Source organism: Marinobacterium mangrovicola (genome assembly GCF_004339595.1).
GTDB classification, from domain to species: Bacteria; Pseudomonadota; Gammaproteobacteria; order Pseudomonadales; family Balneatricaceae; genus Marinobacterium_D; species Marinobacterium_D mangrovicola.
Window position 1 is genome coordinate 142,640 of record NZ_SMFU01000007.1, and the last position, 12,108, is coordinate 154,747.

Genomic DNA, 12,108 nt, shown 5'->3' on the forward strand with positions numbered 1-12,108 from the left:
GTTTTCATTCCCTGAATAATAGCGGGCAGCAGACAGTTTTGAGTTTTCTGGCGAGGTTTCTAACTAGCTGCGTTAATCGCCGATCAAAATCAGTTTGCCGGTTTCCGGATCACGGTAAACCTGGCCCACCGATTCATAGCCTGCACCTGTTTCGCCATTGATTCCCTTGGGCATCTGCGGCAGTTCACGGCCTTCGCTGACCTGGCGCTTGCTGTTGAAGTGCTCCGCCAGCGATGGGCTTTGCGCCACCAGCGCGGCGATCAGGCCGCAGGCGAACACCAGCATCAGGTCGATCAGGTTGGCCAGTGGGCCCAGGGGTTCGTCCATCTCCTGGTCGAAGCGGTTACTGCGCCAGCGTGAACTCATCAGGCAGCCTCCCTTAGATCGGCTGAACCGGCTTGCTGTTCGATAGCCTCCAGCTGTTCCATCAGCCGGTCGTACCAGCGGCGGCGCAGGCGGCCGAGCACAAAGCCGATAATGCCGCCGAGCAGGCCCATCACCGTGGTATCGAAGGCCACGGTCATCGCCGTGGTCAGCACCGACAGTTCGCCATCACCGAGGGCCGCAAGGCCGGGGCCGAGCGGGATGAGGGTGCCCATCAGGCCCAGCATCGGCGACAGGCGGGTGATGAAGTCCGCCCGTTCGATCCGTCGGCGCCCCTGCGCCAGCGCTGTGCTCATATCGCCACCGTGCAGCAGGCGTTGCAAACCGCCCCAGCGCTCGCCAAAGGCGAGGCCGATCTCCCAGATGCTCAGCAACAGAAGGAAAACCAGGCCCCAGACTACGGGCTCCAGCAGCAGGCTGGTGATCTGGTGCATCAGGTTGAGTGAGAAAGATGAAAGCATCAGCGTTTTCCTCCCATGCGGCCACGAAGCAGGCCGGCAAACATGATCAACAGCGCCAGCGCGATCAGCACTGATAGCTCAAGGGTGTTGCTGGACTGGGCCTGGGTGTTGTCGCTGTTATCCGCAGCCTCGGCGTCAGTGCTGTCCGGCTCGGAAGCCTGCTGATCCTGAAGGCTGATCTCCCGAATATGACTTGGCTCGCTGTCCGTCTTCCATTCCGTTTCAGGCATGCGGCTGTTGGCCTGCAACTGCTGAAGTGCTTGAGCGCTGTCGGCATCCAGCTTTGGCATGACGAACTGGTAGACCGGGTGGTCGGGGTGGGTGTGACCGCTGCCGGGAATGCCATGCTCGATAATCGAGCGGGCGAAGTCGCGGGAGAGCTGGTTCAGGGTTTCATCATCGGTCTGCCAGAACCCTTTTTCTGCCGCCACCAACATTACCGCCTGGATATTGGTCAGCACCTGCTGGTTGTGTCCCTCGCGCAGAAACTCGTCTAGGCCCAGTTCAAACCGGTCATCAAGGTAGACAGCCTTCACCTCATCCCAGACACGGGACTGGATGATCTCCGGGCTGGTTACCTGCCAGCCCCAGAGGTACTCGATAAACTCGCTGCCCATAGTGCGGGCGCCGGAGTAGCCCTCGTCCATCAGCGGTTTGATCCACTGGGGGTTAAGGAATCGGCCGCGCAGCTCGCTACCCAGCGCCTGGGCTAGCGGGTCGAGACGGGCGTTATCCGCGTCGGCATGTTGAATCACGTAGCTGGTGGGCGGGGCGCCGGTGACGGTTTCCACCGCCAGGTTGAGGCCGCCGAGGTAGTCGAAGGCATCGTTGTTATCGATCAGACCGTACAGGTGGCTGGCGCGACCGAGATAGCTGCGACCCACCTGGCTGAGCTGGTTGCTGAAGTGATCCTGGGCGCTGAGCCCGTCCAGGCTCATGCCATAGGCGTGGCCAAGGCGGGCGATATAGGCCTGGCCCAGTTCCTGACGCTGCTGCCAGCTGCCGGAGCGCTCCACCAGACGGTTCACACCCGCGCCGTATGCGCCCGGTGCCGATCCGAATACCCGCAGCGATGCCTGGCGGCCCAGTTCGGAGGCGCTGGCCGTTGGGTTTCTCAGCATGAGTCGTGCTTCTTCAACCCAGTTGGCGGCGATCAGGTTTTGTTCCAGGGTTTCATTGCCGGCTGTGTATTCGGTCAGAGGCTCCAGAGCACCTGTCAGAGCGCTGTCCAGTGCCGGGTAGTCGCGACGAATGGTCTCTTCGCTGGCCGCGAGACTCAGCAGGACTGCTTCGTCGAGCCACTTGAGCTGGCGCCCGTACAGGTCGCGGAAAAGCCCCGAGGTGGTAAAAAGCACATCGTGACGGCGCGGTCGGCTCTGATCCAGCGGGATCAGTTTCAGCCCCTTGATGATGCCGCGACTGTTCCAGACCGGGGTGACGCCGAGCATATCGAAGCCGAAGCCGATCATCGCGCCTTCATCACGCACTGCGTCGGAGGCCCATAGGATCACCGCTTCCTTCTTGCGCCGTTCCGCCTCGGTCATCGGCTTGCTGCGCGCATCGGCCGCGAGCTCGGCACCGAGCTTGAAGCCAAGTGGCGTCGGCAGCAGGCTGCCGTCCAGAGCGTGAAAGTTGCGCCCGGTAGGCAGTGCCTCCGGTGTCTTGATAGGATCGTTACCCTTGCCTGGCGCCACAAAACCACCGTTGAGCGCGTTGATCAGCGCATCCATCTCCAGCTGCGGCGAGCGGGTCAGGTTATCGCGCCACTGGGGTTTGATGTTGTCGCTGTCCGCCATGGAGGAGAGCATGGTGTCGATGGCGTCCGGCTCCCACTGGCGACCGAAGGTGTGCAGCCCCAGCGGCATGAACGCCTCCTGCAGCTTGGTCAGATAGTGGCCGACCTCATGCAGCAGGAACTCGTCATCGACCTGGTCGAAGCCGATGCCGCGTACCTTCAGCTCTTCATCCATGCTGGCGATCAGTTCTTCACGCAGCCCCAGGCTATCGATCCGTTCACGCAGATCTTCCACCGCACGGCGGCGGGTAACCGGATCGCTGGCTGCTTCGGCGCTTTCGATCAGCTGACGTACGCTGAGCAGGTCGTCGTACAGCTCGGTCACCGCCAGTGGTGGCGTCAGGTGGTCGATGATCACCGCCTTGCCGCGCCGCTTGGCCTGAATTCCCTCGCCAACGCCGTCGACGATATAGGGGTAGATGCTGGGCAGGTCGCCGAGCACCAGGGATGGGTAATCATCTTCGCCGAGGCCGACACTGCGCCTGGGCAGAAATTCGTAGGTGGAGTGGCGGCCCAGGTGGATCAGCGCATCGGCCTTAAAGTCGTCGCGTAGGTAGTGGTAAAAGCCCAGGTACTGGTGCGGCGGCGGGAAAGTCATATTGGCGTGCAGCAGCTCTTCGTTGAGCTCCCAGCCGCGCGGCGGCTGCGGGCCGACAAAGATGTTGCCGAACTGCAGACCCGGTAGCAGCATACGGTCCTGCCAGATCATGCTGCGCCCCGGTGCCTCGCCCCAACCGCGCATCCCCTCGATGCCCATATGCACCAGCGCCGTGACCAGTTCACCGGCGTTTTGCCATTGGTTAATGCGCTGCTCGTCGGCAAGATCGTCGCCAAGCAGAACCGTGTAGCTGTCTTTGAGCTGATCGAGCAGATCCAGGGCGCGGCTGCGACGCTGGTCACGCACGCCGTCGAGGGCGTGGCGCAGATCGCCCAGGCTGCGCTGGATCAGTGTGGCCATCTCCTGGTGTACACCGGGGTCGATAGGCTGGGCGCGGTTGCTCGACAGCAGCGGCTTCAGCCGGGTATGCAAGTAGCCCAGGGGGCCGCGCACCATCTCCTGTTGCACTGTCTCCGGCAGGGTGGCAAACCACTGGCGGTAATCCTCGCTGCTTACGCCTTTGACCAGCGGTGCCATCTGCTCCAGCGCATGACGATCCTCGGGCAGGTTGACACCGCGCTCCTGCAGCAGGTCCAGCAGCGCTTCGGGCGACTGCGGCAGGGTGCCCGTAGCGTAGCCCTGGTCTTTCAGGGCGTTGAGAATCTGCCACAGAGATTCGGGCACATTGAGGTTGTCGGCGCCGATATTGTGGCGTCCCGGCGGATGGTTGTAATAGACGATGGCAACGCGCTTGTCGGCGTTGTCCTTGCGCTGCAGCGCCAGCCAGTGCTGGATACGGCCAAGAATACGTTCCACCGCCTTGTCGATTGGCTGTGAAAGAATCAGGCGCGCGCCGGTCACCTCGTCAACTTTGGCAGGGGTGGAGAGTGCCAATACTTCTGGCTGGCCGATTCCCTGCAGCTCGGGCATCGCCACACGATAATACACGGAGTCGGCAGGCAGGCCGTTGGCAGAAAGCGCGTAGCTGTCGGCGTTGTACTCGTCGACACGGATACCCTTGAACACCGGCACGTTGAGTTCACTGAGCCTGGCGCTGACCGCTTCGCGACCTTCGCCGCCGCCGATAACGAAGTCCTGCACCGACAGGATCGCCCAGGCGGATTGTTTGGGTGCAAGCGCCTGGATCTGCTCGATGGCCTCTTCGCTGCCGGCGCCCCAGGCTGCCAGCAGCGTCACGCACTGCAGCTCGCTCTGGCTGCAAAGTTTGCGGTGCAGGCTCCAGTTGCCGGGCAGATCGCCGCTCTGGTGGTCGAGCACGAACAGGGTATCGCGATCTTCCATGGCAGCTGCCAGCTCCTCCAGTTCGACCGGCCTGGTATTGAGATAGGCGCGTACCGGTGCATTCACTCTGGCGGCGGCAGGTTCCGCGCTCGGGTCCAGCAGCAGCTGCCAGAGCGCGTGGATATTGCCGGCGTTGCGGTTCTGCCAGTAGCTGCGCGCGTCGAGCCAGTGGTTAAAGTGCGGCAGCGCCTGTTTCTGCTGCGCCAGCCATTCAGGGAAGGGCTGATCCGTCGGCGGGCGGCTGAACAGTTTCTCTTTGGTCTCTGCATCTAGCCCGGTGAAGCGGCCACCTTCGGCATCCTTGTGCAGGTCATAGAGACGTCGGTCGCTGTGAAAGACCAGCCGCTGCTGGTCGCTTTGGACAGGCAGAGCCAGCAGGCGCTCAACCGGCGCGCCGAAAACGCCGGCATAGATCAGCGTTGCCGCCGGTGAGATCAGTGCTTCCAGCGCGGCATCGTCCATCTCGTTTACCTGGGCGACGCTGCGGATCTGGATACTCGCATCCGGATGATCCTCCAGAAAGCGGTAGGCGCCGGCCGCCATCACCGGGGCTGAGCGGTCTGAGACGATCGCCACGGCGCTGTGCGTGGCGGCCTGAACCTGGCTGAACATCGCACTGGCGAACAGGCAGAACAGCGCTGTCAGCCAGATAGTGAGGGCTGGAGCAGGTGATAGAGATGAACGGTTGCGCATGCAGACTCCTGAATAAGATCTACACGCACCGGCAAGTACTGGGATTAACCGTCGGAACTTGGAACAGATACAGGCTCTCCGCTGCGGTAGACGCAAGGGTCTTCCGGGTCGCGGATACTGATGCTGTTTCAGGGACACCCCGCCTGATGCGCATGGAGATAACCGCTATGGGCGGTCATCTGGCAGGCCGGTCTCCGGGCTTGGAAAGTGTCTTTGGATAGACGGCGCGCTCGGCCTTCCCACAGCGTAAAGGCTGCAGTGGCGGTGATGAGGCGCTTGGCTTTCGTTACCGTTGCGGGGGCAGCGCAGGATTTTCACCTGACTTCCCGATTATCCCCGCCGCGCTGGAATGGCAGCGGGGCACCTGCAATTGCGGGGCAGATTACCGGCAGGCGGTCGGGATCGCAAGCAGGGTAGCTCTCAGGCTGCAGACTCCAATGACTCCAGCAGTTGCGGCTTGATCTGCTCAACCCATTGTTCGAGCCGCGCGTCGGTCAGCATCCCCTGGGTACGTTGGTCGATCACAAGGCCTACGAACCTGTCGACGATGGCGGCTGCCGAATATTCAAAGGTATAACCCTCGGTGCTCCAATCTCCAACCATCGTCGCGCCCTTCATGGCGAAGGTCTGATAAAGCGCCATCAGCGAGCTGGCGAAACGCTCGGAGTAGCGCTCCTGGGCACCCAAGCCAAACATGGCGATGCGTTTGCCGCTAAGATCGGGCGAGCCGAACTGCGCCAGAAACTCACCCCAGTTAGGCTCGAAGCAGCCGGAGACGCCCTTGCCGGGAATGTCGCCCTCGCCATAGCTAGGCGTACCGAGAATCAGTGCATCGTACTTGAGCATATCTTCCGGCGTGATGCGGTTGACGTTGATCGGCTTGTCGGCGATGTCGCTGCCGAGCAGTTTGTAGATTTTCTTGGCGATCAGGCGGGTGGTGCCGGTTTCGGTGCCGAAAAAAATGCCGATTTTGTTCATAGTAAGCCCTCTATTCGTAGGAAAGCCGACACGTAACACGTGTTTTCGCCCGCAGTTAGGTGCTTTGGGAACCAAACCCAAGCGTCAGATCAGGATTTTGCAAAGTAGATGCCATATGAATGATTTAGTACTTGCTGATATCTATTTCTGTGAGTAGGTTTTAGACAGATCTCTTTCATGCCACCTTGCGTATATCTATACGCCATCTGCATCTGGAAGCTGTGTTGATGAAAACAAGAAGAGAAGCAGCGGGCTTTACGCTGATTGAAGTGATGATCTCCCTGGCCATAGTCGGAATTCTGGCGGCTATCGCGCTCCCTGCTTACCGGCATTACATCTACGCCGCACAGGCATCTCAACTACTGACCAATATCGATGCCCTGCGTTTGATGAGTGCGGAGCATAACGCCACCGCAGGTTGGCCCGATCAGCTGCAGACTCCGCCGCCATCCAATAAGTGGCCGGATCCGTTAAATATGAACTCCGGCAACCTGCTGGTGCCGCATTTTCAGTCATTGGTGAAGTCGGATGCCAATGGCTATCCGGTGGCCGTTTTTTATCCCATCGATGAGCGTGGCACTCATATTGTCGATGAAGCGCGCTACAAGTTACCTGATAACCTGGTTTACACCTTTCGGCCGGGCGCGTATCTGGCGGTTTATCTGATTGATCCAACGGCACTTCTGCGCGTGCATCAGACAAGTACCGGATCTCAGCAGGTAGCGGCCTATCCGCAACCGAACCCCCAACCTACGCTCAAGCCCCAGGCGCAACCTCAGTTGGCGCCGCAGCAACAACCTCCGCTTAAGCCGCAGGCAACTCCTCAGGCTCAACCTCAGCCGTTACCCGCTTCAACTCAAACTGCGTCCACAGGTAATGCCGGCTCTCAAACGCAGACATCCACTGTTACTCAACAGCAGCAACAGCAAGGTACTAATCCTGCAGGGCAGTCTTCGTCCGTCGTAACGCGGCCGCGGCCGCCTGCGCAGATTCCTGGGGTCTGCTACACCAATAAAGGGAATCTGCACTATTACAACTCGGGGCACTACTCCATGTGTCCGCATCCAGACGAAATTATTAACGGGGTTTGGTATCCGCGCTGATAGCCCATCAACCCTAGTTTTCAAGTATCGCCAGAGGTCAGTTGGATGGCAGATATAAATGAGTACATCTCCAAGGCAGCGCTTTCTGAGGCGGCTCGCCCCGGTGCCAAGCCGATCAAGCCAGCAGGTGCCAGCACCGGCAAGAAACTGAGCACCCTGCTGCTCTGGGGTGTGGTAGTCGCCTTGGTTTTCTATGAAGCGGGATATTGGATGAAAACTCTGGGGATTCATGGTGGTCCTGTGACGGCCATGGAGATCGACTCGCTTTATGACGAGGCCCAGCAGGAACTGGAGCGCAGGTTTATTGAGGGGCTTCCGATGACCGCGCCCTTTAGCTCCCCGGTGCTGGTTGCGACGATCGGCGTGGTGGAAGAGTCCTATGGTCGGTATCTCCTTTATTACCTCGATCGCAGCAGGTCGATGGTCGCCCGTGAAGTATTCCTGACGAGAGAGTAAAGATGTCTGCACTGGACTGGATGTTGGTCACCCTGGGTAAGGCGGTTCCGGAAAAAGCCGAGGCTCTCAAATCACTGGAACTGCCGGATGATCAGGTACAGGCGTGGAGCGTCATCTGCCGAACGCTGGCGCGTCCGGGCAGCGAACTGGTCGAGCTTCTGGAAAGCAGCGGTGTGCCGGTGGTGGATCTGAACGAACAGGTGATCTCCACCAAGGATATACCGTTACCGGAATCGACGGCGCGGCGGCTGCATGCGGTGCTGGCGGAGATCGGTGAGCACCAGGTGGTTGCGGCGGTCAGCAACCCTTTTGATCAGACCATAAAACAGGAGATCGCTTTCAGCATCGGCCGTAAGACGGAGCTTGCGTTTGCGCCGCCGGAGCAGATAGCCAATGTACTCAACCTGCACTATTCGGCTTTTGATAGTCTGGGAACCCGCCATCTGTGGATCGACAATGAGGATCTGGAGGTCAGCGCAGACACGGATCAACTGATCAGCCAGATTGCCAAGATGATACTGAACGAGGCCGTCAAGATGCGCGCCAGTGATGTTCATATCCAGAATTTTCTTGGCGGCGGACTCATTCGCTATCGCGTCGATGGTCTGATGGTGCGCGGCTCAAGCCTGCCTAAAAAGGTAAAGGACGCAGTACTGCGTTATGTGATGACGCAGTCTGGCCTGGATACATCTAACCATACTACACCTCAGGATGGACGCCTCAGCGCCAGTGTCGACGACCAGCTTTACGACCTCAGGGTTTCTGTACTGCCCAGCCGTGAAGATAGCCGGCTGGTGTTGCGCCTGTTGGATAAAAACCGCAAGTTTTCATCCGACAGTCTCGGCTTTCCATTGCGTGAGCAGCGTCAGCTGGAGCTGTTAAGCCGTCAGAACCAGGGCCTGATTCTGTTTACCGGCCCAACCGGGGCGGGTAAAACCACCAGCCTCTACAGCCTGCTCGCCGGTATCAACACGCCGGAACGTAACATAATGACGGCGGAGGATCCGGTCGAGTACAGCCTGCCAGGTATCAGCCAGATAGAGGTCGATACGACTCATGGCCGCAGCTTCGATACCGTGCTGCGGTCCATGCTGCGGCAGGACCCTGACGTCATTCTGGTGGGGGAGGTGCGTGATGAACCCACCGCCAGCATGGTGATGCGTGCTGTGATGACCGGCCACCTGGTGTTTTCTACTTTGCACACTATTGATGCCCTGGGCACCGTGCAGCGACTCGTAGACCTGGGCGTGACTCAGGGACAGATAGCAGACAGCCTCACCGCTGTGGTGGCGCAGAGAATGGTGCGACGGGTCTGTCCGGTTTGTGCGGTAAGGGTTGAGGATGATCTGACGCCGATCGAAACTCTGTTCGCCAACGCGGTTCAGGAGAAGCCAACGTTCAGAGCAGTGGGTTGCAACGCCTGCAATAACACCGGCTATAAGGGCCGCATACCGCTGGTTGAAGTCTACACGCCCAGTGATGAGGATCGACGTCTGCTTCGTACCGATAACTATCTGCGCTCGGCTGATGTGAAGCTTGAACGTAATCTGGCTACGGTGGCCTGGCATCAGATCACCTCAGGGTTGACCACGGTTGAGGAGGTGACTCGTGTGTTGGGCGCTGGCTTCTGGAAAGTAATCGATCCTGCTGTTACCAGTGATGCCCTGGGCTCTGTCAGTGACAATGTGTTCCAGCGCAAACAGCCAGGGCTGATGCTGTTCGGCGCCGATGACGAGGTCTCCAGCCGCATCGGCTCGCTGATAGACCGGCCTTTGATTCGCGTTTATTCGGGTGAAGAGGGCGCGGAGATTCTGCGTCGGGACGCATTGGTGTTCGGCTTGATCGTCTATGTGGATGTGGCCCGGGACCCGGTGAACTACCTCAAACAGCTGCGCACCCATATGTCCTGGTGCGGGTTGCCTGTGATTATGGTGCTCTCTGCATCGAATAAAGAGGTAGAGGATTATCTGCGTTGGCGGGGGTACGCTGAGTGGTGTGTCTGGCCGATCGATGAAGAGCAGTTCCGCCGCCTATGTGTGGCAGCCGTGGATCTCTAGAGCATTGGGAAAATCGGGGGGAGTTTATGCAGTGTAAGCTCGCTAAGTCATTTCTCCTGGTCTTTCTTCTTGCAGTTCTCGCTGGTTGTGTCAGTTTCAAACCGAACCCTGAGCTCTCCTCCTTTCATGATAGAGCACAAAGCCGGACTCAGGGCAATGTGAATGTTACAGCGTCCGTCCTCAGCGAGGAGGAGGGACGTGAGCTGTTCGATATCGATCTCTCCGCAAAGCAGGTTCAGCCGGTTTGGGTCAGGGTACGCAACAACGATAACCACCCTTACTGGCTGCTCTCGTCCGCACTGGACCCCGAATATTTTTCGCCCCATGAAGTGGCCTACAGCGCCCACCGCTGGTTGCAGCCTGCGTACAATGAACAGGTCGATAACTATTTTACGCGGATGAGTTTTTTCAACCCGATACCTCCCCAGTCCACGCGTAGCGGAATCTTTTTCGTCAACCTGGATGAGGATGAAAAGGAGATCGATATCGACTTGCTCAGTAGGGAGGAGACGAAGTTTTTCGATTTCTATTTCGAACTGGATGGACTGAGAACACAAACGCTGAGGGAAACCGAGGTAAAGATGGCGAAAAGGTCGGTGAAGGTCATCGATGAAGCGGGCCTGCGCAAGGCGTTGCGCGCGTTACCCTGCTGTACCAGCGGTGAAGATCCAAACACCCAGGGCGATCCGCTGAATCTGGTTGTGATCGGTAACTCGGAGCATCTCTTTCCACCCTTCGTGCGCCGCGGCTGGCACTATGCCGAAGAGAGTTATTTGCGTTCTATCTGGCGCACAGTGAACTCCTTTCTTTTCGGCAAGCACTACCGCTATTCGCCGGTCAGCAACCTTTACTACGATGGCCGCAAACAGGACATAGCACTGCAGAAGGCGAGGGGAACTATTCATCAGCGTAATCATCTTCGGTTATGGCTCACAGATCTGCGTTTTGAGGGCAAGGAGGTCTGGGTTGGCCAGATCAGTCGAGATATCGGTGTGCGCTTTACGCTGCATACGCCTACATTTACCACGCACAAGATCGATCCCGATCTGGATGAAACCCGAACTGCATTTATCGAGGACATGCTGTTTTCTATGGGACTCAAGCGCCTGGGGTTTGTGCGCGGGGTGGGTAAGAAAACCTTGGGTCAGCCGGGTTATAACCTGACCGGCGATCCCTATATTACCGATGGTCTGAGAGCGGTGCTGGAGTTCGATCGTCGCCCCAGCAATATGGAAGATGTGCGCTTCTTTAACTGGGTTGACCCGCCGGTACGACGACTCTATCGCGAATAATCAGCAGGGCTTAGGCCTGGAGGGAGATACTATGAAACCGGGATTTATGGTTGCCGCTGTGCTACTGGCAACCGGCTGCAGCGTTACGCCCGAGCAGGGTAGCGGCACTTTGCCCGCCTTGGAGGATAAGCTGACTGGTAAAACCTGGGCGCTGGTCGAGATCCAGTTCATGGATGACAGCGTGTACAGGCCCAGGGAAGGGCACAGCTACACGCTGGAATTCACTGCAGACGGGCAGGTGCTGGTGCAGGCGGATTGCAATCGCGGTTTCGGTACCTGGGAGCATACACCGCCTTCGGGGATTACGTTGGGGCCGGCGGCCGTAACCCGGCGCTACTGCGGGGATGACAGTCTTGATGGCCGTTTTTTAAAGGATCTGACTTACATCCGATCCTACGTGATACGCGATGGCGATCTGTATCTGGCCACCCTGGCTGACGGTGCGATTCTGAAGTTTAAGAGCGCCGTGAGTCCGAGCTTCGATTGCTCCAAGGCTGAGGGCAGTGTACAGACGCTGATCTGTACCGATGCGGAACTGGCCGGCCTGGATCTTAGGCTTGATGAGCTTTATCGCAAGGCGCTGGAATCCTTTCCCGCGGAGGAGATCCCAACCCTGAAAGCGACCCAGCGCGGCTGGATCAAAGGTCGGGATGAGTGCTGGAAAGCGGAAAACGCCAGCGATTGTACCCGTGAGGAGTACCAGCGTCGTATCACGGAACTGGAAGTCCGTACCGGCAGCACCGAGGTTCCCGCGCCGGTGTTGTACAGCTGTCACACCGGCACCCTGCTCACGGCGTACTTCTATAACGAAACCCTGACACCGGCACTGGTGCTGGGCGATGGTCAGAGCCAGCATCTACTGTTACAGGCCGTTGTCGCCAGTGGTGCCCGCTACTTCGGACAGGGCGTTGAGTTCTGGACCAAAGGGGAGGAGGCCAGCTATACCCTGGTTGGTGAAGAACCGGTACAGTGCAGCAAACGTTAAGGGT

General features: G+C 58.8%; 9 protein-coding genes and 1 riboswitch. Of the genes, 5 read left to right on the plus strand and 4 right to left on the minus strand.

Features of this window, described 5'->3' with window-relative positions:
- Positions 1 to 72 precede the first annotated feature (72 nt).
- From CLV83_RS01560 to CLV83_RS01575, 4 genes are all read right to left on the minus strand, one after another.
- Positions 73 to 366 (minus strand): DUF2149 domain-containing protein, encoded by a 294-nt coding sequence (locus CLV83_RS01560; RefSeq protein WP_132286546.1) that lies wholly within the window; start codon positions 364 to 366, stop codon positions 73 to 75.
- Complete coding sequence (locus tag CLV83_RS01565) at positions 366 to 845, minus strand: MotA/TolQ/ExbB proton channel family protein (RefSeq protein WP_104002829.1); 480 nt, start codon at positions 843 to 845, stop codon at positions 366 to 368. The genes CLV83_RS01560 and CLV83_RS01565 overlap by 1 nt, the downstream gene beginning before the upstream one ends.
- The gene (locus CLV83_RS01570; RefSeq protein WP_207894670.1) at positions 845 to 5,233 is read right to left on the minus strand and encodes a cobaltochelatase subunit CobN; all 4,389 of its coding nucleotides are present in this window, start codon (positions 5,231 to 5,233) and stop codon (positions 845 to 847) included. The genes CLV83_RS01565 and CLV83_RS01570 overlap by 1 nt, the downstream gene beginning before the upstream one ends.
- A 168-nt stretch (positions 5,234 to 5,401) precedes the next feature.
- Positions 5,402 to 5,616, minus strand: a riboswitch (cobalamin riboswitch).
- A gap of 37 nt (positions 5,617 to 5,653) precedes the next feature.
- The gene (locus CLV83_RS01575) at positions 5,654 to 6,211 is read right to left on the minus strand and encodes a flavodoxin (protein WP_132286549.1); all 558 of its coding nucleotides are present in this window, start codon (positions 6,209 to 6,211) and stop codon (positions 5,654 to 5,656) included.
- 227 nt (positions 6,212 to 6,438) lie between these two features.
- Here CLV83_RS01575 and CLV83_RS22840 point away from each other — a divergent pair, with 227 nt between their 5' ends.
- The 5 genes from CLV83_RS22840 to CLV83_RS22660 all read left to right on the plus strand — a co-directional run bounded on the left by CLV83_RS22840 (position 6,439) and on the right by CLV83_RS22660 (position 12,104).
- Complete coding sequence (locus CLV83_RS22840; protein WP_132286552.1) at positions 6,439 to 7,314, plus strand: pilin; 876 nt, start codon at positions 6,439 to 6,441, stop codon at positions 7,312 to 7,314.
- A 45-nt stretch (positions 7,315 to 7,359) separates the two neighbouring features.
- Positions 7,360 to 7,770 carry a hypothetical protein gene (locus tag CLV83_RS01585; RefSeq protein ID WP_132286555.1) on the plus strand — a complete coding sequence of 137 codons (411 nt, stop codon included), beginning with the start codon at positions 7,360 to 7,362 and terminating at the stop codon, positions 7,768 to 7,770.
- Between the two features lie 2 nt (positions 7,771 to 7,772).
- On the plus strand, positions 7,773 to 9,827 hold the full coding sequence (locus CLV83_RS01590) for a GspE/PulE family protein (protein WP_132286558.1): 2,055 nt from the start codon (positions 7,773 to 7,775) through the stop codon (positions 9,825 to 9,827).
- A gap of 158 nt (positions 9,828 to 9,985) precedes the next feature.
- Positions 9,986 to 11,119 carry an LssY C-terminal domain-containing protein gene (locus CLV83_RS01595; RefSeq protein ID WP_165900208.1) on the plus strand — a complete coding sequence of 378 codons (1,134 nt, stop codon included), beginning with the start codon at positions 9,986 to 9,988 and terminating at the stop codon, positions 11,117 to 11,119.
- Positions 11,120 to 11,150: 31 nt separating this feature from the next.
- Positions 11,151 to 12,104, plus strand: coding sequence for an META domain-containing protein (locus CLV83_RS22660; RefSeq protein ID WP_207894672.1), 954 nt, complete (start codon positions 11,151 to 11,153; stop codon positions 12,102 to 12,104).
- Positions 12,105 to 12,108 lie beyond the last annotated feature (4 nt).

Coding starts and splice junctions, on each gene's coding strand:
- CLV83_RS01560 (WP_132286546.1), bottom strand. CDS start 366: ATGAGTTCACGCTGGCGCAGTAACCGCTTCGACCAGGAGATGGACGAA.
- CLV83_RS01565 (WP_104002829.1), bottom strand. CDS start 845: ATGCTTTCATCTTTCTCACTCAACCTGATGCACCAGATCACCAGCCTG.
- CLV83_RS01570 (WP_207894670.1), bottom strand. CDS start 5,233: ATGCGCAACCGTTCATCTCTATCACCTGCTCCAGCCCTCACTATCTGG.
- CLV83_RS01575 (WP_132286549.1), bottom strand. CDS start 6,211: ATGAACAAAATCGGCATTTTTTTCGGCACCGAAACCGGCACCACCCGC.
- CLV83_RS22840 (WP_132286552.1), top strand. CDS start 6,439: ATGAAAACAAGAAGAGAAGCAGCGGGCTTTACGCTGATTGAAGTGATG.
- CLV83_RS01585 (WP_132286555.1), top strand. CDS start 7,360: ATGGCAGATATAAATGAGTACATCTCCAAGGCAGCGCTTTCTGAGGCG.
- CLV83_RS01590 (WP_132286558.1), top strand. CDS start 7,773: ATGTCTGCACTGGACTGGATGTTGGTCACCCTGGGTAAGGCGGTTCCG.
- CLV83_RS22660 (WP_207894672.1), top strand. CDS start 11,151: ATGAAACCGGGATTTATGGTTGCCGCTGTGCTACTGGCAACCGGCTGC.